Annotated in this window: 18 protein-coding genes and 1 pseudogene; 11 read left to right on the forward strand and 8 right to left on the reverse strand. The window is 64.9% G+C overall.

Going from position 1 to position 24,055, the window contains the following annotated elements:
• The first annotated feature begins 179 nt into the window (after window positions 1-179).
• On the forward strand, window positions 180-1,298 hold the full coding sequence (locus tag G3N58_RS29485; RefSeq protein ID WP_275692057.1) for a 3-deoxy-7-phosphoheptulonate synthase: 1,119 nt from the start codon (window positions 180-182) through the stop codon (window positions 1,296-1,298).
• A 203-nt stretch (window positions 1,299-1,501) separates the two neighbouring features.
• Here G3N58_RS29485 and G3N58_RS29490 read toward each other — a convergent pair whose 3' ends face one another.
• Entirely contained in the window at window positions 1,502-1,780 is a 279-nt protein-coding gene (locus G3N58_RS29490; RefSeq protein ID WP_167039836.1) for an HU family DNA-binding protein, read from the reverse strand.
• Window positions 1,781-2,456: 676 nt separating this feature from the next.
• Between G3N58_RS29490 and G3N58_RS29495 the strand changes: the two genes are divergently transcribed.
• From G3N58_RS29495 to G3N58_RS29505, 3 genes are all read left to right on the forward strand, one after another.
• Window positions 2,457-4,436 carry an EAL domain-containing protein gene (locus G3N58_RS29495; protein ID WP_206000951.1) on the forward strand — a complete coding sequence of 660 codons (1,980 nt, stop codon included), beginning with the start codon at window positions 2,457-2,459 and terminating at the stop codon, window positions 4,434-4,436.
• A gap of 268 nt (window positions 4,437-4,704) precedes the next feature.
• Window positions 4,705-5,622, forward strand: coding sequence for a LysR substrate-binding domain-containing protein (locus G3N58_RS29500; RefSeq protein ID WP_206000952.1), 918 nt, complete (start codon window positions 4,705-4,707; stop codon window positions 5,620-5,622).
• Window positions 5,623-5,771: 149 nt separating this feature from the next.
• Window positions 5,772-7,034, forward strand: a complete 1,263-nt coding sequence (locus tag G3N58_RS29505; protein ID WP_206000953.1) for an MFS transporter — start codon at window positions 5,772-5,774, stop codon at window positions 7,032-7,034.
• A 57-nt stretch (window positions 7,035-7,091) separates the two neighbouring features.
• Here the strand turns inward: G3N58_RS29505 and G3N58_RS29510 are convergent, their stop codons facing one another.
• Window positions 7,092-7,697 (reverse strand): peroxidase-related enzyme, encoded by a 606-nt coding sequence (locus tag G3N58_RS29510; RefSeq protein ID WP_206000954.1) that lies wholly within the window; start codon window positions 7,695-7,697, stop codon window positions 7,092-7,094.
• 424 nt (window positions 7,698-8,121) lie between these two features.
• Between G3N58_RS29510 and G3N58_RS29515 the strand changes: the two genes are divergently transcribed.
• On the forward strand, window positions 8,122-9,141 hold the full coding sequence (locus G3N58_RS29515) for a DedA family protein/thiosulfate sulfurtransferase GlpE (protein WP_167039826.1): 1,020 nt from the start codon (window positions 8,122-8,124) through the stop codon (window positions 9,139-9,141).
• 85 nt (window positions 9,142-9,226) lie between these two features.
• Here the strand turns inward: G3N58_RS29515 and G3N58_RS29520 are convergent, their stop codons facing one another.
• Window positions 9,227-10,354, reverse strand: a complete 1,128-nt coding sequence (locus G3N58_RS29520; RefSeq protein WP_206000955.1) for an MBL fold metallo-hydrolase — start codon at window positions 10,352-10,354, stop codon at window positions 9,227-9,229.
• A gap of 83 nt (window positions 10,355-10,437) precedes the next feature.
• On the opposite strand from G3N58_RS29520, the gene G3N58_RS29525 reads away from it, so the two are divergent.
• On the forward strand, window positions 10,438-11,052 hold the full coding sequence (locus G3N58_RS29525) for a TetR/AcrR family transcriptional regulator (protein ID WP_167285590.1): 615 nt from the start codon (window positions 10,438-10,440) through the stop codon (window positions 11,050-11,052).
• Window positions 11,053-11,202: 150 nt separating this feature from the next.
• A pseudogene (locus tag G3N58_RS29530) lies at window positions 11,203-11,819 on the forward strand (dihydrofolate reductase family protein).
• Window positions 11,820-11,852: 33 nt separating this feature from the next.
• On the opposite strand, the gene G3N58_RS29535 reads toward G3N58_RS29530, so the two are convergent.
• A complete protein-coding gene (locus G3N58_RS29535) occupies window positions 11,853-12,557 on the reverse strand; it encodes a GntR family transcriptional regulator (protein WP_167039817.1) in 705 nt (234 codons plus the stop codon).
• 218 nt (window positions 12,558-12,775) lie between these two features.
• Between G3N58_RS29535 and G3N58_RS29540 the strand changes: the two genes are divergently transcribed.
• Together G3N58_RS29540 and G3N58_RS29545 are read left to right on the forward strand one after the other, a co-directional pair.
• A complete protein-coding gene (locus G3N58_RS29540) occupies window positions 12,776-14,050 on the forward strand; it encodes a glucarate dehydratase family protein (protein ID WP_167285593.1) in 1,275 nt (424 codons plus the stop codon).
• 82 nt (window positions 14,051-14,132) lie between these two features.
• The gene (locus tag G3N58_RS29545; RefSeq protein WP_205990542.1) at window positions 14,133-15,461 is read left to right on the forward strand and encodes an MFS transporter; all 1,329 of its coding nucleotides are present in this window, start codon (window positions 14,133-14,135) and stop codon (window positions 15,459-15,461) included.
• A gap of 132 nt (window positions 15,462-15,593) precedes the next feature.
• On the opposite strand, the gene G3N58_RS29550 is transcribed toward G3N58_RS29545, so the two are convergent.
• Window positions 15,594-16,502, reverse strand: coding sequence for a LysR family transcriptional regulator (locus G3N58_RS29550; protein ID WP_167285594.1), 909 nt, complete (start codon window positions 16,500-16,502; stop codon window positions 15,594-15,596).
• A gap of 113 nt (window positions 16,503-16,615) precedes the next feature.
• On the opposite strand from G3N58_RS29550, the gene metE reads away from it, so the two are divergent.
• The gene (gene metE, locus G3N58_RS29555) at window positions 16,616-18,907 is read left to right on the forward strand and encodes a 5-methyltetrahydropteroyltriglutamate--homocysteine S-methyltransferase (protein ID WP_167039809.1); all 2,292 of its coding nucleotides are present in this window, start codon (window positions 16,616-16,618) and stop codon (window positions 18,905-18,907) included.
• 221 nt (window positions 18,908-19,128) lie between these two features.
• On the opposite strand, the gene G3N58_RS29560 is transcribed toward metE, so the two are convergent.
• A complete protein-coding gene (locus G3N58_RS29560; protein WP_206000956.1) occupies window positions 19,129-21,036 on the reverse strand; it encodes a hypothetical protein in 1,908 nt (635 codons plus the stop codon).
• A gap of 243 nt (window positions 21,037-21,279) precedes the next feature.
• Here G3N58_RS29560 and G3N58_RS29565 point away from each other — a divergent pair, with 243 nt between their 5' ends.
• Window positions 21,280-22,011: a YukJ family protein gene (locus G3N58_RS29565; RefSeq protein WP_206000957.1), complete on the forward strand. Its 732-nt coding sequence runs from the start codon at window positions 21,280-21,282 to the stop codon at window positions 22,009-22,011.
• A gap of 81 nt (window positions 22,012-22,092) precedes the next feature.
• Here G3N58_RS29565 and G3N58_RS29570 read toward each other — a convergent pair whose 3' ends face one another.
• On the reverse strand, window positions 22,093-23,544 hold the full coding sequence (locus G3N58_RS29570; protein ID WP_167039803.1) for an aldehyde dehydrogenase: 1,452 nt from the start codon (window positions 23,542-23,544) through the stop codon (window positions 22,093-22,095).
• 69 nt (window positions 23,545-23,613) lie between these two features.
• Window positions 23,614-24,055, reverse strand: a 442-nt coding sequence (locus tag G3N58_RS29575) for a thiamine pyrophosphate-dependent enzyme (RefSeq protein WP_241017280.1), incomplete at its 5' end; no start/stop codon positions are given.

The following is a 24,055-nucleotide window of genomic DNA, read 5'->3' on the forward strand; positions in this document are numbered from 1 at the left end:
AACCTCCGCGTGCCGATGTCATAATCGCGCCAGCGCATTCCGCGCGCGGTCGCGCCCGTCCTCGCGCGCCGACCCGCGCGGCCCCCGTCAAACCCCACGCAGCGCCCGCGCTTTCGGCACGCCGGCGCGCGCATGGAAAGGCGGCCACGCCGCCTTATCAACCGCTTCCGGAGAAGATTTTGAGCGCCCTCGACAACCCCTTGCACGATCAGGAAATCGGCTCGGCCGACGCGACCCAGGACACCACGCGCATCGACGACGTGCGCATCGGCGCGGTCCGTCCGCTGATCTCGCCCGCGCTGCTGCAGGACGAACTGCCGGTGCCGCCCGCGGTGCAGACGCTCGTCGAAAAGACCCGCGTGGAAATCGCCGATATTCTGCATGGCCGCGACGACCGGCTCGTGCTGATCGTCGGTCCCTGCTCGATTCACGATCACGACCAGGCGATCGAATACGCGCACAAGCTGAAGGCCGCCGCCGATCACTACAAGGACGACCTGCTGATCGTGATGCGCGTGTACTTCGAAAAGCCGCGCACGACGGTCGGCTGGAAAGGCTACATCAACGATCCGCGTCTGGACGGCAGCTTCCGCATCAACGAAGGCCTGCGTCTCGCGCGGCAACTGCTGCTCGACATCAACGGGCTGGGGCTCGCCACCGCGACCGAATTCCTCGATCTGCTCAGCCCGCAGTACATCGCCGATCTGATCGCCTGGGGCGCGATCGGCGCGCGCACGACCGAGAGCCAGAGCCATCGGCAACTCGCTTCGGGGCTCAGCTGCCCGATCGGTTTCAAGAACGGCACCGACGGCGGCGTGCAGATCGCCGCCGATGCGATCGTCGCGGCGCGCGCGAGCCACGCGTTCATGGGCATGACGAAAATGGGCATGGCCGCGATCTTCGAAACGCGCGGCAACGACGATGCGCACGTGATCCTGCGCGGCGGCAAGAAAGGACCGAACTACGACAGCGCGGCGGTCCAGGCGACCTGCGAGGCGCTCGGTTCAGCGGGTCTGCGCGAACAGGTGATGATCGACTGCTCGCATGCGAACTCGAACAAGTCGCATCTGCGTCAGATCGAGGTGGCGCAGGATATCGCGCGGCAGTTGTCGCAAGGCGAGCGCCGCATCATCGGCGTCATGCTGGAGAGTCATCTGGAAGAAGGCCGTCAGGACCTGAAGCCTGGCGTGCCGTTGCGTCACGGCGTGTCGATTACGGATGCCTGCGTGAGCTGGACGCAAACCGAGCCGGTGCTCGCGATACTCGCCGACGCCACCCGTCAGCGTCGCGCGGGCTGAGCCGCCGCGCGCCTGCGGCAGCCTGGCTTTCGCTGAAAGCCAGGCACACGCGCCACGCCAGCCGCCGGACCAACCTGCCTGTCGGGATTGCCGGGGTTGGGCAGCGCGTGATTCCTCACACCCGATGCCGCGCCTTTGCGCGCCTCACGGCACGCATGGCATGCTGGAGAGCGCAGCGCGCGTCCGGTGCGAAGCGCGTTCCATTACGACGCGTTGACGGCTTCCTTGAACGCCTTGCCCGCGGTGAACTTCACCGTCTTGGCGGCAGCGATCTGGATTTCCTCGCCCGTCGACGGGTTGCGACCCACGCGTGCTGCGCGCGCGCCGGTCGAGAAAGAACCGAAACCGACCAGTTGCACCGTATCGCCGCCCACCACGGCCTTGGTCACCGCTTCGACGATCGCGTCGATGGTCTGGCCGGTGGCCGCTTTGCTTTCGCCCGTCGCTGCGGCGACTGCGTCAATCAGTTCCTGTTTGTTCATAGCACTTCCCGTATGGTAATCATGGAACCGGCGCCCTTTCGAGGCGCCGGGACCGACACACTAACGCATAGCCCCACCTTCGCGCAAACCCTTGGTGTAAGGCTTGTATCGCCGACGCGGGGCACATTTAACGATTTCCCGGCGCAAAGTGCCATAAGAATCGCGGGCTTATGCGTGCCGGCCATTTCGGGCGCGCGCGCCGCGCATCACAATCCGTTGCAATTTCAGTGCTTTAGCGCGGGCTCCGCGCGTATCGCGGGCCTCGCCGTCATGGCGGGGCGGTTCGCGGCGAGTGCGCTCCACACGTGCGCGATGCTCTGAAAATTTACCTTCGGCAAGCCATTAAAAATCGTGGCGACCGCGCGGCAAGGTCTTCCTGCGCTGTCTTGCCGCCGCCCTACGCGCTGCCGTATCGCGCTTTTTTTGATGCACGGCCAACCCGGCATGTCGTGGCACTTTGAACATGACACGGCATAAACGACTGGTTTCGCTGCGATCTACGCTCATCATCCGGTAGTACTTACCGGGAAGAATGCGAGCCCGTCTTCGTTTTCCCGGTGTTTCTGCGTGGAGCCCGGTGGCCCGTCCGCATCGGCGAGACGGCCCGCTCAAGTTTCGCAGCATCCCGCCGATATAGAAGCGGCGCGGGCCGCGCAAACGTCTTCGAGGGATGGGAATGGTTTGGCTAGCAAGGTTGAGAAAAGCGCTGTCGGTCGCGCAAGGCGATCCGGAAATCGTGTGCGCGCAGTTGCAGGCATTCAGCCGCCAGATACCGCTTCTGTACTTCATTCTGCTCGTCAACACGGCCTCGGTCGCGATCACGCATCTCGATAGCGCGCCGGCCCCGGTGTCGATCTACATGCCCGCGGCGCTCGGCCTGATGTGCATCGCGCGCTGCGTGCGCTGGTGGCGCGTGCGGCATCGCGCGCTGACCCCGGAGCAGGCCGTCGCCGAAATGCACAGCCTGACCTGGCTCGTCGGTCTGTTCGGCGTCGCGTTCTGCGCCTGGTCGCTGCTGCTGTTTCCGTACGGCACTGCCTTCGAGCGGGCCCAGGTCGCGTTCTATATGGCCACGACGCTGGTCGGCTGCGTGTTCTGCCTGATCCATCTGCGCGTGCCGGCGCTGCTGCTGCTTTGCATCGTCATCCTGAGTTTCGCCGTCTTCTTCGTTCTGACGGGCTATCCGGTCTTTATGGCGATGGCGGTCGACATGACGCTCGTGGGCGTCGCGCTCGCGCTCGTCATTCAGCGCTACTGGCGCACCTTCGCCGACGCCGTGCATGCGCAGCGCGAATTGCAGGCGAGCCAGCAGAATACGCAGCGTCTGAGCGACGACAACTTCCGGCTCGCGAACATCGACAGCCTCACCGACCTGCCGAACCGGCGCAGTTTCTTCGCGTCGCTGCGCGAGATGTCGGAGCAGGCCTTCGCCACCGGCGGCAGCTTCAACGTCGGCCTCATCGATCTGGACGGCTTCAAGCAGGTCAACGATATCTACGGGCATTCGAGCGGCGATCTGGTGCTGCAGGAAGTCGGCGCGCGCCTGCTCGCGCTCGACGAACCGGGGCTGCTGTTCGCGCGCCTCGGCGGCGACGAATTCGGCGTGCTCGTGCAGTACAAGCTCTCGAACGACACGCTGATCGAGTTGGGGCAACGCATCTGCGATACGCTGAGCCAGCCGTATCAGGTCGCGGACAACGTCGCGGAACTGTCGGGCACGATCGGCTGGGCCGCGTTTCCCGAAGCGGGGTCGACGGTCGCGCAGGTGTTCGAGCGCGCCGACGCCGCGCTCTACGTCGGCAAGGAAAATCGCCGCGGCATGCCGGTGATTTTCTCGACCGAACACGAGACACGCATTCGCCGCCTGAGTCTCGTCACCCAGGAACTGCGTCACGCCGATCTCGACGCAGAGCTGTTCCTCGAATTCCAGCCGATTTACGATCTGCTCACGCTGCGGCCCATCGGGCTCGAAGCGCTCGGCCGCTGGCAGAACACGCGGCTCGGCATGGTCAGGCCCGAGGAGTTCATTCGGATTGCAGAGCGTACCGAACTGATTCTGTGCATCACCGAAGTGCTGCTGCGCCGGGCGCTCGCCGAAGTCGTGCACTGGCCGCCCGTGCTCTATCTGTCGTTCAACCTGTCGGCGGTCGATATCTCGACGTCGGCGCGCGCGCGGCGGCTCATCGATATCGTGCTGGACAGCGGCGTGCCGCCGCATCGCGTGACGTTCGAAATCACCGAGACCGCGTTGACGCGCGATTTCGAACAGGCGCGCAGCGCGCTCACGATGCTCAAGCAGGCCGGCTGCCGCGTTTCGCTCGACGATTTCGGCACCGGCTATTCGAGTCTCAGCTACGTGCACCGCCTGCCGTTCGATACGATCAAGATCGACCGCGGTTTCGTGAGCGACGTCGACTCGAACAGCGCGTCGAAGAAGATCATCAAGTCCGTGATCGACCTGTGCCGCAATCTCGGCCTCGAATGCGTGGTCGAAGGACTCGAAACGCCGTTGCAGGCCGAGGTCGTCAAGGCGCTCGGCGCACGCGCGGTGCAGGGCTATCTGTTCAGCCTGCCGATGCGGGCGAGCGCGGTCGGCACCTATCTGCGCGCCGCGCTCGCGCAGGGTCACGCGGCGGAAGTGGAAGCGCAGGGCTAGCCGCGCGCCGCGACGCGGCCGCCGTGAAGGCGCGGCAAGGTATGCTTGCGCGAGACGCGGTTGTCTGGCATCGGGCCATGCTGTCGGGCCGTACTATCCATGCTATCGGGCCACACTATCGAACCACGCGATCGGGTTGTACTACCGGGCTGCACTATCTGGTCGCACTTCGGGGCCCCACTTCGGGTCGCACTTCGCAATACCGCACACGAGACATCACGCAGCACGCGCGCCGTTCGCGAGATGGCCGCTCCAGGGGGAACGCATCATGCCGCTTCGTTTGCCGCCGCTGCCCGCGCTTCGCTTTTTCGAAGCGGCCGGCCGGCTCCAAAGTTTCAAGCTCGCCGCGGCGGAGCTCAACGTCACGCCGAGCGCGATCAGTCACGGCATCGTCGGCCTCGAACAGGCGCTCGGCGTCGAGCTGTTCGTGCGCGAACCGCGCGGCATTTCGCTGACGGCGACGGGCGCCGATTATCTGTCGTACGTCTCCGAGGCGTTTTCGCTGATCGCAATCGGCACGCAGCGTCTGCCGAATCATCGCGCGGACCGCCCCATCGCGCTCAGTTGCGCGCCGACCTTCGCCGCACTCTGGCTATTGCCGCGTCTCGCCGGGTTTCGCGCGCGCTGGCCGAACGTCAGCGTGAGCGTGGATACGTCGCATCGTCAGGTGGGCTTTCCGGTGGACGGCTTCGATTTCGCGATTCGCATGAGCCGCGCGCCGGTTGCCGGCATGGCCTGGACGCGTCTGTTCGGCGAGCGTTTCGTGCCCGTGTGCAGCCCCGCCTATCGGCAAACGCTGCTCGACGAGCACGGCGCGGCGAGCCTGCAACACGCGACGCTGATTCACGTGAATGCCGCCAGCGAAGACTGGCAGGCGTGGCTCGACGCGACCGGCGCCGATGGCGTCGACGTGAGCGGCGGCCTGCGCGTCGACACGATCCAGCTTGCGTTCGAGGCGGCCAGCATGGGGCTTGGCGTCGCGCTCGGCCGCAAGCCGCTCGTCGACGGCGCTCTCGCGAGCGGCGCGCTCGTCGAGGCCTGCGCGGGCACGATCGCGTCGACCACCGCCTACTGGCTCGTCAGCGCCGAAAACGCGGAAAGCGCGATTCGCCGGCCGGAGCTGGCCGACTTCAAGCGCTGGCTCGCCGACTCGGCGGCACAGTTCGATTCGCAGGCCGCGGCGTAATCGCACGGCATGGGCGCGACATAACTGTGGCATAAGCGCGGCATAGGCACGGCACCGGAACAGATGAGCCACGCTCACCTGTCGCCGAAAACTTTTCTTTTGCCGCATCGGCCGCGGACTGCGAACATGGCGCTCAAGGAGAACCCGCCATGTCGACCACCCATAGCAAGCGCTACCCCGCTGCCTTCCATCCGACGACGACCACGCTCGTGATCGTCGCCGGCGCGCTCGTCCTGAGCGCGGCGATGGGCATCCGCCAAACCTTCGGGCTGTTCATCGGCCCCTTCTCGTTCGATCGCGGCGTACCGGTCACGCAGATCGCGTTCGCAATCGCACTGCACAACCTCGTATGGGGCTTCGCGCAGCCGTTCGCGGGCACGGCCGCGGACCGCTACGGCTCGGCGCCCGTGGTCGCGTTCGGCGCGACGACCTTCGCGGCCGGCCTCGGGCTCGCGGCGGTCGCGCCGGGCGGCGCCTTGCTGATCGTCGGCATGGGCCTGCTGGTCGGCATCGGCGTGAGCTGCACGACGTTCGGCGTCGTGCTGCCGGCAGTGGGCCGCATCGCTTCGCCGGAAAAACGCAGCCTCGCGATGGGCCTCGTCAGCGCCGGCGGCTCCGCGGGCCAGGTGTTGATGGTGCCGCTCGTGCAAGGCATCCGCCTGCACGCGGGGATCGCGACCTCGCTGTTCGTGCTCGCGTTCGTGATGCTGCTGGTCGCGCCGCTCGGTATCGTGCTCGATCGGCGCGCCCCGACACCGGCGGGCGCTCAGCCGCAGGAAGCGCCGGCCATCCCGCTGCGTGCCGTATTCGCGCAGGCCGCGCGCAATCGCGGCTACCTGCTGCTCACGCTCGGCTTCTTCACGTGCGGCTTCCAGCTCGCGTTCATCGCGACGCATCTGCCCGAATATCTGACGCTCTGCCATATGCCGCTCGGACTCGGCGCCACCGCGCTCGCGCTGATCGGCCTCTTCAACATGGCGGGCAGCTGGGCATGCGGCTGGCTCGGCGGCCGCTTCCGGCAGCATTACGTGCTCGGCTGGCTTTATCTGCTGCGCAGCGCGACGATCGGCGTATTCTTCGTGCTGCCGAAAAGCGCCACGTCCGTCGTGCTTTTCGCGGCCGTGATGGGCCTCACGTGGCTCGGCACCGTGCCGCTCACGAGCGGTCTCGTCGCCAAGGTGTTCGGCACGCGCCATCTCGGCAGCCTGTTCGGCATCTGCTTTCTGAGCCATCAGATCGGCTCGTTTCTCGGCGCATGGCTCGGCGGCCTCGTCTTCGATCTGACCGGCTCGTACTCGCTGCTGTGGGAAGCGACCGTTGTCGCCGGCGTGCTGGCCGCGATGCTGCACTTCCCGATCGACGATACAGCGGCGAGCGCGCCCGCGCCGCGCGCCGGCCCTGCGCGCGCCTGAGGCGAACCTCGCTGCGAGCCGCTGCCGCTACGGATACCGAAGCAATCTCAGCCGAGGCTATTTCTTCGGCGTGTCCGCGGCGGCTTTCGGCACGCGCCCCATCAGATAGAACTCGTCGTTCGGACGCATCGAGATCACGTTGGCCATGCGGTTCGACAGGCCGAAAAACGCGGTAATCGCCGCGATGTCCCAGATGTCTTCGTCGGTCAAGCCGTGCCCGCGCAGCGTCCGGAAATCGTCCTCGCCGACCGTGCCGGATGTGCGGCACACCTTGAGCGCGAAATCGAGCATCGCCTTCTGACGCTCGGTGATGTCGGCCTTGCGATGATTGACGGCGACCTGGTCCGCGAGCAACGGCGCCTTTTCGTAGATGCGCAAAATCGCGCCGTGCGCGACGACGCAGTACAGACAATCGTTGAGCGCGCTCGTCGCGACCACGATCATCTCGCGCTCGCCTTTCGTGAGACCGCCTTCCTTCAGCATCAACGCATCGTGATAAGCAAAGAACGCGCGGAATTCGTCGGGGCGATGCGCGAGCGTCAGAAACACGTTCGGCACGAAACCGGCTTTCTCCTGCACCTCGAGAATGCGGGTACGGATATCGTCAGGCCACTCGCCGGGCTCGGGCACCGGGTAGCGGCTGATGGGCTGAAGCGTTGCCATACGCTGTCTCCGTGATGTCCTTCAGGGTGTGGAGATCATTGTAGCAACGCCCTGGCGACGCCATTCGCGCCGAACAAGGTCCGATATCGCCGCGCGCAATCAGGCGGCCGAACATGAACGCGCAGTGCCGTACGATCCGTTGGGGGATGGGTGATGCGGTGCAATGTCGCATCGCTTGTCCCGCACGGTTCGGCTTTCTGATGCCCCATCAAGACAGCCCACCCCAGCCCACCCCTCCCCGCCGCCGCAAAAACCCCGCCGCGCCGATGTGCTTTCACAACGCCGACCCGCTACCTGTGCTTAAATCCGTCTTTCGCGCCGACGCGCGCGCCTGCTTCCGCGAGGCCGCCAGCGTCGCCCGTGCCATGCACCGGCCGGGCGCGGGCGAATTCCCTCTTTTGCTTGCCTTATCAGGAGCGCGGTTGTGTGGCATTTTCCGGTTGCTATTCCAGCCTCTCTCGGCGTGTGGGCCGTGTTCATGAGCGTGCTCGTCACGCAGCTCGGCATGCCGATTCCGGCCGCGCCGATGCTGATTCTCGGCGGAACCATGGCAGCCATGGGACAGACCTCGTACGCCGCCGTGGTGTGCGCGGCGGTCGGCGCTACGCTGCTGGCCGACTCGCTATGGTTTTTCGCCGGACGCGCGTACGGCCGCCGCTTGCTGAACTACCTCGTGCGCTTCTCGCTGTCGCTGGACACGACCCTGCGCGCCACGCGCAACACCTATGAGCGCTATGGCGCGCCGATTCTCGTGGTCGCGAAGTTTCTGCCGGGCGTCGGGCTGATTTCCGCGCCGCTGCTCGGCACGACCGCAATCGGGGTCGGCGTGTTCCTGTGGTGGGACCTGATCGGCGCCACGCTGTGGGCCAGCGCATGGGTCATCGGCGGCGGCGCGCTGCACGATCAGATCGTGCAATTGATGCTGCTCGTGCGGCGCAACGGCGGCACGATCGTCGATACGTTCGCGGTGATCTTCGCGGTAGCTCTGCTCTATCGCTGGTTGCGCCGTTTGCAGTTTCGCCGCTGGCTCGCGCATACGCGCATTTCGCCCGACCAGCTCGACGAGATGATGAAGTCGAACGAGCCGCCGCTGATTCTCGATGCGCGTCCACACACCGTGCGCGAAAAAGAATCGCACCGGATTGCCGGCGCGCGGCCGCTCGACCTCGATTCACCCGATCCGATTCATCCGGACTTTCTGAAGCGGCCGATCGTCGTCTATTGCGTGTGTCCCAACGAGGCGACGGCCAAGCGCATCGTCAAGCAACTGCATCGCAAGAACATTCATCATGTGCGCGCGCTGAAGGGCGGCCTCGATGCATGGGAAAAGCGCGGCTATCCGGTCGAGCCGTTGCCGCCCGACTTCAATACGGCCATGGCGCATATGCTCGAAGACAAGGGCAACGAGGGCGAATATACGGTGCGCGCGCGACTCGCGGAATAGCTATTGACAACCCATCACACCACTCCTGTCATCGAGCGTCACCCACGACATAACGCGCGCGCTCACGATTCCGGCTGAGCACCGCTCAGGAGGACTCGGCGCTCTCTGCATGGCGCGCCGCACACCACCGCCACGCAGACCTCGGTGCGGCGACCGGCTCCACGACATCGCGCCACCAGCGTTCGCCGCGATGCACCGCGTTCAGATCGAGCCGCTCGCCCATGCGTGGGGTCGATAGCGCAACCCCGCGCGCCAGCGCCAGTCCTGTCACTCTTTCGAACGGCTCCTGCCAGCGATGCATCGCGAGGTCGAAGGTGCCGTTGTGAATCGGCACGAGCCAGCGGCCGCGCAGATCGATATGCGCCTGCACGGTTTCTTCGGGCTGCATATGAACGTACGGCCACATCGGATCGTAAGCGCCGGTTTCGACCAACGTGACGTCGAACGGTCCGAGACGCTCGCCGATCATGCTGAAACCGTCGAAGTAACCGGTGTCGCCGCTGAAGAACACGCGCAGATCGTCATCGACGATCACCCATGAAGCCCATAACGTGCTGTTGCCGTCGAACAGGCTGCGCCCGGAAAAGTGCTGGGCCGGCGTCGCGGTGAACTCGATGCCGTCGACCCGCGTACCCTGCCACCAGTCGAACTGCTGCACCCTGTCCGCGTCGATGCCCCATTCGATCAACCGGTCGCCGACGCCGAGCGGCGTCAGAAACACCCCGGTGCGCTGCGCCAGCGCGAGGACCGTTTCGCGGTCGAGATGGTCGTAGTGGTCGTGCGAGAGGATCACGCCGCGCAGCGGCGGCAAATCGTCGAGGGCGATCGGCGGCGCATGAAAGCGCTTCGGACCGAGCCTGCGAAACGGCGAGGCTCGCTCGGCGAACACCGGATCGGTCAGCCAGAACTGGCCGCGCAACTTCAGCAGCAGTGTCGAATGACCGAGCCGGTAGAGGCTGCGGTCGGGCGCCGCGTCGAGTTGCGCGCGCGTCAGCGTTTCGACGGGCAATACCGCTGCCGGCACGGTGCCGCGCGGCTTGTTGAACAGCACCGTCCACGCGAGCCCGAGCGTCTTGCGCACGCTTTCCGCGGGACGCGGCCTGACGTTGCGAAAGCGCTCGCCGTCATGCTGCGGCGAGTGGCCGAACGTCGCGCGGCTATGTTGCGCGGCACTCACGCCGAGCATACGGCCGACCAAAGCGGGAAGCGACATGATGAGTTGACCTTCAAAAAATGTACACTCGGCAGTGTAGTTTATTTTCGAGAAAAGTAAACTGGCCAGTGTAAAATCTTTCCATGGAATCGACTGCCCCACCCCAACGTCTGACGGACCGCAAGCGTGTCGCGATCGTCGGCGCCGCGATCGAGGAATTCCTCGCGGCCGGCTACGACGCGACCAGCATGGACCGTATCGCCGCCCGCGCGAACGTCTCGAAGCGTACGGTCTATAACCATTTTCCGAGCAAGGAGGCACTGTTCGCGGCGATTCTTCATCAGCTATGGGATGCGAGCCAGGGCGGCGATGCGCCCGCCTATCGGGCCGACAAGCCATTGCGCGGGCAGTTGCTCGATCTGTTGCAGCGCAAGCTGCGGCTGCTCAACGACGAGTCCTTCCTGTCGCTGGCACGGGTGGCGATCGCGGCGGGCATCCATTCGCCGGAGCGCGCCCGCGACATGGTCGCTCGCATGGGAGAGCGCGAGGAAGACCTGACGGCCTGGGTCCGCGCGGCGGCCGCCGACGGTCGCCTCAAGACCGGCGATCCCCTCTTCGCGGCGCTGCAGTTGCAGGTGCTCGTCAAGGGTTTTGCGTTCTGGCCGCAGGTGACGATGGGGCAAGTGCCGCTCGATGCCAAAGAGCAGAAGCGCATCGCGGAAGCAACGGCGGATATGTTCCTCGCGCGGTATGCGTGAGCCGGTTCGTCAGGCTCACGCGCAACGCCCGTGTCTCATGATGTGCCTCACGCGGCCATCGCGTGCAAGCCGCTCGCCGGCCTGTCGATTTTCAGGCGTATCGTTCGTCGTATCTGCGTACCAATCGTGTCCGTAGACCTGGAGAACATCATGCGCAAGCTCACCGTTTCCACGTTCATCAGTCTGGATGGCGTCACCCAATCCCCCGGGCGCCGGCGGAAGACACCAGCGGCGGATTCCGTCTCGGCGGCTGGATGGTTCCCTATGCTGACGAAGCCATCGGCCAGAACCTGTGGGACATGCTCTCGCAGCCGTTCGAGCTGCTGCTCGGGCGCAACACCTACGACATCTTCGCCGGATACTGGCCGCACGTGCCGGCGGATTCGAACAGCCGCGCCATTGCCGACCTGTTCAATAGCGTCCCCAAGCACGTGGCCACGCATCGCGCCGATACGCTCGGCTGGCAAAACAGTCACGCGTTGCAGGGCGATCTCGCCGATGCGATACGCGCGCTTCTGCGCGAAGACGGTGCCAATCTATTGACGTTCGGCAGCGGCGAGATGGTGCGCCAGTTGCTCGCGGCGGGCCTCGTGGATGAACTTCGCCTGCAGGTGTTCCCCGTCATGCTGGGACGCGGCAAGCGCCTGTTCGGCGACGACGCGTCCGCCTCCGCCTTCACGCTCGCGCACTCGGTCAGCACGCCGGGCGGCGTGTTGATTACGCGCTACCTGCGCGACGGCGAGGTGCGCACGGGCGAGTTCGAATAAGCCGCCCGACCTCAAGTGCGTCGCCCGGCGCGCTCAATCGTCCGCCAGAAAATCCGGATGACTCGTGCGAATCTGGTCGATCTGGTTCAGCGTGCCCGATAGATGCTTGCGCAGCGCGGCCTGCGCGGCCGGCACATCACCCTGGTCGATCGCATCGACAATTTCCGTGTGATCGCGCACCACCGCCGCCGTCTTGCCCGCCACCGGCAGATGCAGACGACGCAGCCGGTCGATATGGCCGCTGCGCCGGCGCACGAGGTCCCACAGTTGCGGCACACCCGCCGCCTCGTACATCTGGCGATGAAACGCCTGATCGAACAGCGCGAAATGCTCGTAGTCCTTCAGATCGAGCAGTTCCGTCTGCTTCGCGATGGTGGCGCGCAACTGGGCGATCAGCCCCGCATCGCGTTGCTCCGCGAGCGTGCGCACGACTTCGAGCTCGATCGAGCGGCGCAGGAAATGCGCCTGCAAGGCCGAGGTCACGTCGATCTGGCTCACGACGGTCGCGTGCTGCGGAAAGATGTCGACGAGCCCTTCTTCGCCGAGCTTCATCAGCGCGTCGCGCACCGGCGTCTGGCTCAGACCGTAGCGGTTCGCGAGCTCGGTGCGCGAGAGCACCGTGCCGGGCGTCAGTTCGAGGGAAAGGATCATGTCGCGCAGTCGTTCGAACACTTGAGGCGCGGCGTGGCGGGACCGGTCGAGCCGGGTCACCCCTGACGAAATAGCGTGGTTTTTCATGACGGAAACTGAAGCGCTGAAACGTGGACGCAAACGCAACCGGCTGCGGCCGCGCACTGAAACATTAGAACTATAGCCGACGCGAGCCCCTTCCAGCGGGCTTCCCGGCCGCCTCGCACCGAACGGGGACTGGGTAGTTTCCCTACTGACGCACTAATATATTAGTGCTTTACTATGCCGCCATCGACCTTTTAACCTTTCATCGCCCATTTCCGACCATGACTCGCGACATCACGATCACGCAGGTTCGCATTACGCCGATAGCCTTCCGCGACGGCCCGCTGCTCAACGCCGCCGGCATTCACGAACCTTGGGCGCTGCGCGCCATCCTCGAACTGGAGACGAGCGACGGCCGCGTCGGTATCTCCGAGACTTATGGCGACGAACCCATGCTGCGCGTGCTCGACCAGGCGAAGTCGCTCGTGGTCGGCCTCTCGCCGTTCGACCTCAATCGCATGGAAGAACGTGTGCGCGGCACGATCAAGGCGAGCCCCGGCGCGGTCGAATTCGAACTCGCGCCCGGCTCGCATTCGGCCAAGAACGCGCCGAAAGTCATCAGCGCCCTCGAAGTCGCGATGCTCGACCTGCAAGGGCAGATCGTCGGCGCGCCGATCGTCGACCTGCTCGGCGGCAAGGTGCGCGACGCGGTGCCCTACAGCGCCTACCTGTTCTTCAAGTACGCCGAACACATCGAGAAGCCCTATGCGCCCGACGCCTGGGGCGAAGGCCTGAGTCCTGAACAGATCGTCGCGCAGGCGCGCCGCATGATCGATCTCTACGGATTCCAAAGCATCAAGCTGAAGGGCGGCGTGTTCGAACCCGCGCATGAAATCTCCTGCATGAAAGCGCTCGCGAAGGCGTTCCCCGGTATGCCGCTGCGGCTCGACCCGAACGCGAACTGGACGCTCAAGACGAGCATCGAGGCCGCGCCCGAGCTCGACGAGATTCTCGAATACTACGAAGACCCGTGCCCGGGACTCGCGGGCATGGCCGAGCTGCAAAAGCATACGAAGCTGCCGCTCGCGACCAACATGGTGATCACGACCATGGACGATTTCCGCCGCGGCTGCGAAATGGGTTCGATCAAGGTATTGCTGTCGGATCACCACTACTGGGGCGGCCTGCGCGCGACGCAGACGCTCGCGCGCATGTGCAGGCTGTGGGACCTCGGCATGTCGATGCACTCGAACTCGCACCTCGGCATCAGCCTCATGGCGATGACGCACGTCGCGGCCAGCATCCCGAACCTGACCTACGCGTGCGACACGCACTATCCGTGGCAGGAAGAAGAAGTCATCCAGGGCGGCCGCGTGCAATTCGACGACGGCTCGGTCCGCGTGCCGACGACGCCGGGCCTCGGCGTCGAACTCGATCGCGCACGGCTCGCCGAACTGCACGCGCAGTACCTGTCGTGCGGCGTGCGCAATCGCGACGACCTCGCGCAGATGCGCAAGTACGACCCGGGCTTCAGCGGCAAGAACCCGCGCTTTTGATCCGTACTACCGATCCGTACTGCCGATCCACAACACACCGACCCGGCACGCCACACGCACTGCCACCGAAGGAGACAGGCTCATGAGTAGAACCATCCCGGACGCGCCGCGCCACGACCCGGCCGGCGTGCTGGCGAGCGCGGTACACAAGATCAAGTGGCGCGTGCTGCCGCTCTTCGTGGTGATGTTCATCGTCAACTATATCGACCGCGTGAACATCGGCTTCGTGCGCCAGCATCTGAGCGCCGATCTCGGCATCGGCGCGGCGGCGTATGGTCTCGGCGCGGGGCTCTTCTTCGTCAGCTATGCGATCTTCGAAGTGCCGTCGAACATGCTGCTGCAGCGCTTCGGCGCAAAGCTATGGCTGGCGCGCATCATGCTCACGTGGGGGCTCGCCGCGGCCGGCATGGCCTTCGTGCGCGGCGAGATGTCGTTTTACGTGATGCGTCTCGTGCTCGGCGCGGCCGAAGCCGGCTTCTTTCCCGGCGTCATCTACTACTTTACGCAATGGCTGCCGGGCAAGGAGCGCGGCAAGGCGATGGCGATCTTCCTGAGCGGCTCGGCGCTCGCCTCGGTGCTGTCCGGGCCGATCTCGGGCGGGCTCATGCTGATCAATGGCGCGGGGCTGCGCGGCTGGCAATGGATGTTCCTGATCGAAGGCATGTTCTCGGTCGTGCTGGCCGGCTTCATCTGGCTATGGCTCGACTCGAAGCCGCGCGACGCCGCCTGGCTCACGCGCGCCGAGCAGGATGCGGTGATCGGCGACATCGAGGAAGAGCAGCGGCAACGCGAAGCGGTGCATGCGGTCAAGCCGTCGCTGTGGAGTCTGCTGCGCGATCCGCAGATCCTGATCTTCTGCGTCATCTATTTCGCGGTGTCGCTGACGATCTACGGCGCGACCTTCTGGCTGCCGAGCATCATTCGCAAGATGGGGCACTTCAACGACTTGCAGGTCGGGCTGTTCAATTCGATTCCGTGGCTGATCTCGATCGCGGCGATGTACTTCTTCGCGATGCTCGCGGCACGCTTCAAGTTCCAGCAAGCCTGGGTCGCGTGCGTGCTGCTGATCGCCGCACTCGGCATGTACGCGGCCGGCCAGGGCGGCCCGCTGTTCTCGTTTATCGCGATCTGCTTTGCGGCAATCGGTTTCAAGGCCGCGTCGTCGCTCTTCTGGCCGATTCCGCAAGGCTATCTCGACGCGCGGATTTCCGCGGCGGTGCTCGCGCTGATCAATTCGATCGGCAACCTGGGCGGCTTCGTCGCGCCGGCCGCCTTCGGCTTTCTCGAACAGAAGACCGGCTCGATCGAAGGCGGCATGACCGGACTCGCGGTGATGTCGGTCGTGGCCGCCGGGGTCGTGTTCTTTTCCCGCATGGCGCCTCGCGAGGGCGTGCCGGCTTCCGCGCATTAGGGGGTGTAGGGAGAGCTCGCGCCAGGCGAGCCGCAATCGGGTCGAGACAAATGGACTATCTGAACGCGGCGGCTTCTCGCGACGACAGGCAATCCGCTTCGTTCATCCAACCCAACACAACTACCGACGCACCTACCTACGCACCTTCGCCTCGCTCCACTCCGGCTCGCGCGCGGCCTTCACGAAGGCCGTCAGATAGTCGATCTCGTCGTCGGCCTCGCGGGTACCGAGAAAAATCTGTTTGGCGATGCCCTTCCTGCCGAGTTGCAGCGGCGTGATCGGCATCCAGCCCGCGTACTCTTCCGCGAGCCAGCGCGGCAGCGCCGCGACGCCCCGGCCGCTCGCGACCATCTGCAGCATGATGTCCGTCGTCTCGATCACCTTGTGGCGCCTCGGCACGACGTTGGCCGGCGTCAGAAACTGCGTGTAAATGTCGAGCCGGTCGGTCTCGACGGGATAGGTAATCAGCACTTCGCTCGCGAGCTGTTCGGGCGTGACGTACGCTTCGTCCGCCAGCGCATGTCCGTCGGCGACGACCAGCACCTGCTCGTAGTCGAATACCGGCTGGAAGCGCAACCCGGGCCGCTTCAGCGGATCGGGCGTAACGAGCACGTCGATTTCGTAGCCGATCAGCGCGCCAATGCCGCCGAACTGGAAACGTTGCTTCACGTCGACATCGACGTCGGGCCAGCGCGCGAGATACGGCGACACCACCTTGAGCAGCCACTGATAGCACGGGTGGCATTCCATGCCGATACGCAGCGTGCCGCGCTCGCCTTGCGCGTACTGCTTCATGCGTTCCTCGGCCAGCTCGAACTGCGGCAGCATGCGATTGGCGAGCCCGAGCAGGTACTGCCCGGCCTGCGTGAGCCGCATCGAACGGCCCTCGCGCGTCCATACCGGCGTGCCTAGCTGCTGCTCCAGCTTCTTCACCGCGTGGCTCAGGGCCGACTGCGTGAGATTGAGCGTATTCGCGGCGGCGGTGAGCGACCCCAGACGCTCCACCTCGCGCACGACCATCAGGTGACTGCGCTCCAGCATGCCTCACTCCATGAACAAAATCGATCCTTGTATGAAATAAATCCATTTTTATTCATACACGGAAAATTCTATCATCGCTGCCAGTTACTTCTCCTTTGAACGGCACACGCAACATGGTCACTACGCACAACCTCGGTTTTCCGCGCATCGGCGCGCAACGCGAACTGAAATTCGCCCTCGAAAAATACTGGAAAAACGAATCGTCGCGCGACGAACTGAAAGCCGTGGGCGCGCAGCTTCGCGAGCGTCACTGGCAAGACCAGGCGCGTCTGGATTTCGTGCCCGTCGGCGATTTCGCGTTTTACGACCAGGTGCTCGACATGAGTTTCACGCTCGGCAACCTGCCCGAACGCGTGCGCGGTTTCCACGGCGACACGCTCGACAACTACTTCCGCGTCGCGCGCGGCCGCTCGGCGCAAAGCGCCGAAGATCACGGCGGATGCTGTGGCGGCGTGGCCGCCGGTGAAATGACGAAGTGGTTCGATACGAACTATCACTACATCGTCCCCGAGTTCGATGCGAACACGCAGTTCTCGCTCGACCCGTCGCGTCTGCTCGAACAGCTCAACCAGGCCCGCGCGCTCGGCGTGAATGCGAAGCCCGTGATCGTCGGTCCGGTCACCTATCTGTGGCTCGGCAAGGCGAAGGACGACTCCGACAAGCTCGCGCTGCTGCCGCGCCTCTTGCCCGTCTACGCCGCCCTGCTCGACTACTTCACGGCACAGGGCATCGAGTGGGTGCAGATCGACGAGCCGGTGCTCGTGACGGAACTCGACGCGACGTGGCGCCAGGCGTTCCGTACGGCGTACGAAGCGTTGTCGGAGCGCCGCGTCAAACTGCTGCTCGCCACCTACTTCGGCCAGTTGCAGGACAACCTCGAACTCGCCTGCAAGCTGCCCGTCGACGGCCTGCATATCGATGCGATCAACGCGCGCGATGAAATCGTCAAGGCCGTGGCGCAATTGCCCGCGACCTCGGTCGTCTCGGTCGGCGCAATCAATGGCCGCAACATCTGGAAGACCGATTTGAGCGCCGCGCTGGAATGGCTCGAACCGCTGCATCGCACGCTCGGCGAGCGGCTGTGGATCGCACCGTCGTGCTCGTTGCTGCACACCCCGGTCGATCTGAACAGCGAGCAGAAGCTCGACGCCGAAATCAGATCGTGGCTCGCGTTCGCGCTGCAAAAGCTCGACGAACTGAGCGTGCTGGCCGGTGCGCTGAACCACGGCCGCGCCTCGGTCGCCGATGCGCTCGCCGCCAACGCGAAGGCCATCGAGAGCCGCCGCACCTCGCCGCGCGTACACAACCCCGCCGTCAAGGCCGCCATCGCGCGCATCGATGCGTCGCTCGGCAAGCGCGCGAGCGCCTATCCGCAACGCGCGCAAAAGCAGTCCGCGATTCTCAACCTGCCCGCCTTCCCGACCACGACGATCGGCTCGTTCCCGCAGACCAGCGAAATCCGTCACGCACGCAGCCAGTTCAAGGCGGGCGCACTCGATCAGGCCGGCTACAAGGCCGCGATGGAGCGGGAAATCACGCGTGCCGTGAAGGAGCAGGAAGCGCTCGGTCTCGACGTGCTCGTGCACGGCGAAGCGGAACGCAACGACATGGTCGAATACTTCGGCGAGCAGCTGGACGGCTATGCGTTCAGCCAGTTCGGCTGGGTGCAGTCGTACGGTTCGCGCTGCGTGAAGCCGCCGATCCTGTTCGGCGACATCAGCCGCCCGAAGGCGATGACCGTCGAGTGGATCCGCTACGCGCAGTCGCAAACGACGAAGCCGATGAAGGGCATGCTGACCGGCCCCGTGACGATCCTGAACTGGTCGTTCGTGCGCGACGACCAGCCGCGTTCGGTGTCGTGCCATCAGCTTGCGCTGGCGATCCGCGAAGAAGTGCTGGACCTCGAAAAGGCCGGCGTGCGCGTGATCCAGATCGACGAAGCGGCGCTGCGCGAAGGGCTGCCGCTGCGTCGCGCGCAATGGAGCGAGTACCTGCAATGGGCCGTGGAATCGTTCCGCATCACCGCGAACGGCGTGCGGGACGAAACGCAGATCCATACGCATATGTGCTATTCGGAGTTCAACGACATCATCGCGTCGATCGCCGAGATGGATGCGGACGTCATCACGATCGAAACCTCGCGCTCCGACATGGAACTGCTCGATGCCTTCGACGACTTCAGGTATCCGAATGAGATCGGCCCGGGCGTGTACGACATTCACTCGCCGAACATTCCGAGCGAGGAGCATATCGTGAACCTGATGAAGAAGGCCGCCGAGCGCATTCCGGCCGGGCGCCTGTGGGTCAATCCGGACTGTGGCCTGAAAACGCGCGCGTGGGCCGAAGTGATTCCCGCGCTGACCAACATGGTGGCGGCCGCGAAAACGCTGCGCCAGCCGGCCTGAGCGTAGTGGCCCGCGCCGCGTGAAGTGAGCGCGGCGCGGATTCGCTCGATGTCGTTCGCCACTGCACGAAACTCGCCTGCCACGGAAATTTCGTTTAGCGGGCCGCGATACGGAACACCCGGGCAGTTCGGTTAGCGCTCGGTCACCGGCCTGCCGGCAGCGTCACGCAGAAAGATCGACAACGCAACCGCATCGAGCGCAATCGACGGCCTCGCCGCGTTTCACTTTGCCGAGGCTTTCCGGCGCGGCGCGGGCTTCGACGCATGCGGCCCGACCGCCGGCGACAAACCGCCCGTCAGCAGTTGCAGCGCCGGCCGTCTGCGCGTGGAGCTTTCCGCATGCGGTGTCGGCATCGCCTCGGACTTCGGCGTCGCGCTGAGCCAGAAGGCGAGTTCGGCCGACTTCACCGTGTTGTCGGCGGCGAAATAGGCGTCCTGCCACGTGTCGTCCGAGGCGAGGAAATGCCACGCTTTTTCCTTGCGCTTTTCGAGCCAGTAGCGCCACGCGTAATGATCGTAGACGTCGAGGCAATGCGCGGCATAAGCCTCGGCCGCGGCGCGGTGTCCCTTGATGATGTTCAGGTTCTCGTCGTTGTTGTACGAGGCCTTGTAACCATCGTTGTGACTGCCCGTTGCGACGATGCAGTTATCCGTGAACGGATCGATGACGACGATCTTGTCATGCACGACCGCATTGCCCGCCTTGTTCAACTCCTGCTTCCATTGCGAGAACGCATCGCCCTTGGTCACGCCCGCCGTATGAATCACGCGGAAATCCTCGGGCAGCGGCGAGTCGCCTTTTTTAGGTGCTTTCACGGGCACCTGGCCATCGTGAAGCGCCGCATAGAATTCGCCGGCCGCGTTCGCCGCCGTGACGGCGCCGCGCACGAACAGCGTGGGGCGCGCCTTTTGCGCGGCCGCGATCGCATCGACGATGCTCGGATAACCGGGCTCGAACACGAGAAAAATAATCGACTGCCGTGCCTTGCCGATCAGATCGAACAGTTCCTGCAGATCGGGCGGACACGCTTCATCGGCCGGCGGTTTGCTCGCTCTCGCCTTCGGCGTGTTCGGCGAGAACCAGATGTCGAGGGTGCCGCTGCCGTCTTCGAGATCGATCGTGACGGGGCCGCTCGCATCGGCGGAACGCAGGGGCTTGGCCTGCGGCCCGGTTACCTTGGGACCCGGCCCCAGGGTGTCTTTCTTCAGGCGCGTCCAGTAGCCGCTATAAGCATTCGCCACCGCCGGCGAGCGCGCGATGATCGTGTTGTTGGTCTGCGCGCACAGGCCATGCGCGGTCACGTTGGTCGAGCCGAACAGAGCGGCCGTCGGTTTGCCGTCTTGCAGCAGCACCTGAAACTTGTTGTGACCGATATGATTGCTCGCCATGAAGCGGTCGGTCACCTTGACGCCCGCCGCTTTCATGTCGGCGCGCTCGGCCGAATAGACGTCGTTGGTTTTCTGACCGTTCGCGTCCTTGCCCGGCATGTTCGAGAGAATCAGATTCAACGAGCGCTGCAAGGGCTTCAGACACGTAATCACTTCGGGATCGTCGAGCTCGTAGAACGCGCACTGCAAGGTGCCGCCCGTTTGCGCGGCTTCTTTCGGCAGCGTGGTCAGCGCCTCGATCATCTCGCCGGCCAGATCGTTGCGAAGCGGATCGCCGATCGTGTAGATATGCTTCTGCAGCTTGTCGACGAGCTTGCCGCCGCCCGGCGTCGCTTCGAGCACGCTCGCGGTGGATTGCGTCGCGAGAATGCCGCGATTGAAATAGACCGACAGCGCGCCGTAGTCGGCCGTCAGCTGAATCTGATTCGACAGCAGCGGACCATAGGGCAACGGTTTCAGATTGCCGGGCGTGCCGCCCATCGGCACGATCCGGTAGCGGTAGGTGCGGCCGCGAATCGCGGTGACGTCCTTCCAGAAGAACTTCTGCACCGGGTCCACGAACGTGGTGCGCCCCGCGCCGGCCGTCTGCCCCTTGAACGTCGCCATCGCGGGAAGCGGCGTTTCCGTTCCGGTCTGTACGTCGATGCGGGAAATGGCGAAGCCGAGACAGTCCTTCAGCTTGCCGCCCAGGGTCCATGCAATGACCGCAATATCGTTGTTCGAAAAGGCAATCGCTTTCACCCACCCTCCGTGCTATTCGACTGGCATCTCTCGGTTCGGATAACGTCATGGAATCCGGATAAAAGCACCGGCGTGCGCGTTTCATCGCACCCTTGCGCGCGCCCTTCTCCACTTACGCTCCCGCGATCACGAAGGCCTCATCTAGCCTCGATAAACGTTGCAGGCGTGTGACACCGGATGCGCTTGTTTATCGTTCGGCGTCGCCTTATGCTTGCCGCTCAACTTCAGCAAGGTTCTTCAGCCATGAACGAATACTGCATGTTCAAAGGAACGCTGCTGCGCGCGGCGCCTTTCAAGGACACCTATGTCGGGAGTCCGCACTATGTGATTACCGTGTCGGGCAACGACGACAATCCATTCAATCTCGTCGTGAATTCGGCCTCGACCGACCCTGCCCCCAATGGCAGCGACGACGTGTATTTCTATGCCGACCTGAACTTCGACGACCCGCTGACCGCGAAATTGCAGGGGCTCGATCCGGGTCTGTACACGAGCGGTTTTCCGCGGCTCGACTACTGGCAGGACAGCAGCCTGCTCGACATCCATCGGATGCGGCCGGTTCCTTACGAAGATGAAGACGGCAATCGCTCCGATGTCAACGACATCATCAACGAGGTTCTAAGCATCGACGAGAGTCAGACGCCGGAAAGCCTTCCGTACGACAACGGCAGCGGGCAATTGCACAACCGCGATTTCTGGACGCCGACCACGGCGGGCATCGTGGTCTACGGGTTCGGCTTCCTGTTCCTGCCGAAGAAAGACGGTCTGCACGAAACCCACATGAATCAAGGCAATCCGCCCGGCAAGCACTACAAGGAGAATGGCGCGTTCCAGGACGGCGCGGTCATCATTCAGCGCGCCGATGGCTTTGCCGCGCTGTTCACCGCGTTCCAGACGCAGCGTTTGCCAACCAATGCGGACGGCAATCCGACGCCGAACTCGCGCCCGTTGCCGGAGTTTATTCAGGGGAGCTGAGTGGCCTGATTAAACGTGCAGGCTGAGCGCGCAGCTTGAATGCACAAGTGCGCGCTCAGCGATTTTTCGCGCTCGTCCCGTTCAGAACGGATAGTGACGCGGCGCCGTTTGCAGCGTGACCCAGCGCAGGTCGGTGAATTCGGCGATGCCCGCCTTGCCGCCGAAGTGGCCGAAGCCGCTTGCCTTCACGCCGCCGAACGGCATCTGCGCTTCGTCGTGCACGGTCGGGCCATTCACATGACAGATGCCCGACTCGATGCGCTTCGCCACATTGAGCGCGCGCGCCGTGTCGCGGCTGAACACCGCCGCCGAGAGCCCGTATTCGTTGTCGTTCGCGCAGGCGATGGCGGCCGCTTCGCCGTCCACGCGCACGATCGCCTTGACGGGGCCGAACGATTCGTCGCGATAGATGCGCATGGCCGGCGTCACATGGTCGAGCAGCGTGGCGGGCATCAGTGTGGTCTCGCTCCTGCCGCCGCACACGAGCGTCGCGCCTTTAGCGAGCGCATCGTCGATCAGCGCGTTGCAGCGCTCGACGGTGCTCATATCGACCACCGAGCCGAGCACGACCGGGCCCTTGCGCGGATCGCCGAGCGGCAAGGCGCACGCACGCGCGGCGAGCTGAGCGACGAACGCATCGGCAATGCGGGTGTCGACGATGATGCGCTCGGTCGACATGCAGATCTGCCCGGAATTCGCGAATGCGCCGAACACGGCCGCATCGACCGCCGCGCCGAGGTCCGCATCGTCGAGCACGACAAGCGGCGCCTTGCCGCCGAGTTCAAGCACGGACGGCTTCAGATGACGCGCGCAGGTTTCGGCGACGATGCGCCCCACGCGTGTCGAGCCCGTGAAATTCACGCGGCGCACGCGCGGATGCTCGATCATCGCCTCGACGATGCGCGCGGCGTCGGCCGGTGCGTTGGTCACGAAGTTCACGGTACCGCGCGGCAACCCCGCTTCCTGCATCGCCTCGATGATGAGCCCGTGCGTCGCGGGGCAAATCTCCGAGCCCTTCAGCACGACCGTGTTGCCGCAGGCGAGCGGCAAGGCGATCGCGCGGACCGCGAGAATCACCGGCGCATTCCACGGCGCGATGCCGAGCACGACGCCGGCCGGCTGGCGCACGCCCATCGCGAGACTGCCGGGCACGTCGGACGGAATCAGTTCGCCGGCGATCTGCGTCGTGAGCGCGGCCGCCTCGATCAGCCCCGCCGCCGCGAGGTGCACGTTGAAGCCGGCCCAGATGCCCGAGGCGCCGGTTTCGGCGGCCATCGCGGCGGCGAACGCGTCGGCCTTCGCTTCTAGCGCGTGCGCGGCCTTCGTCAGCAGCGCGCGGCGCTCGCCCGGCCCCAGCGCGGACCACACCGGAAAGGCGGCCGCGGCGGCATCGACGGCGGCCACCGCGTCTTCGACGGTCGCGGCCGGCGCGCGCGTCGCGACTTCGCCGTCGAGCGGGTTGCGGCGCTCGAAGATCGCACCGTTACGCGCCTGCACCTGTTCACCGCCGATCAGCATCGCTACGTTTTTCATCGCTTGTCTCTCTGTCTTTTGAATGGGAATTACATGTGATGTGACGCTCAGGTAACGCTCAGGCCGCGATCAGGCGACGCTCACTTCGACGAGCGTCGGGCCGCTTTTCACCTCATGCGTCGAGAGCGCCTTGCGCAACACGCCGGCGAGTTGCGCCGCCTCGCCGACGTGTTCTCCAGGGCAGCCCATGCCCGCCGCGATCGTCACGAAGTCGAGCCCCGGCAGATCGGTGCCCTGCACCGGCTCGTGCGGCGCGAAACCGAATACGGGTGCGAAGTCCTGCAACGCGGCATAGCGCGCATTGCTCAGGATTACGAATGTAATCGGCAGGCGCAGCTGCACCGCGCTCCAGATCGCCTGGATCGAGTACATGCTCGAACCGTCGCCGATCAGCGCGATCACGCGCTCGCCGGGCCGCGCGAGCGCCACGCCGACTGCCGCGGGCATGCTGTAGCCGAGGCCGCCGCTGTCCATCGTCATGAAAGTGCCGGGACGCACGATCGGCAGAGAG

Origin of the sequence: Paraburkholderia sp. Ac-20342 (assembly GCF_017104985.1) — a bacterium.
Classification (GTDB): Bacteria; Pseudomonadota; Gammaproteobacteria; order Burkholderiales; family Burkholderiaceae; genus Paraburkholderia.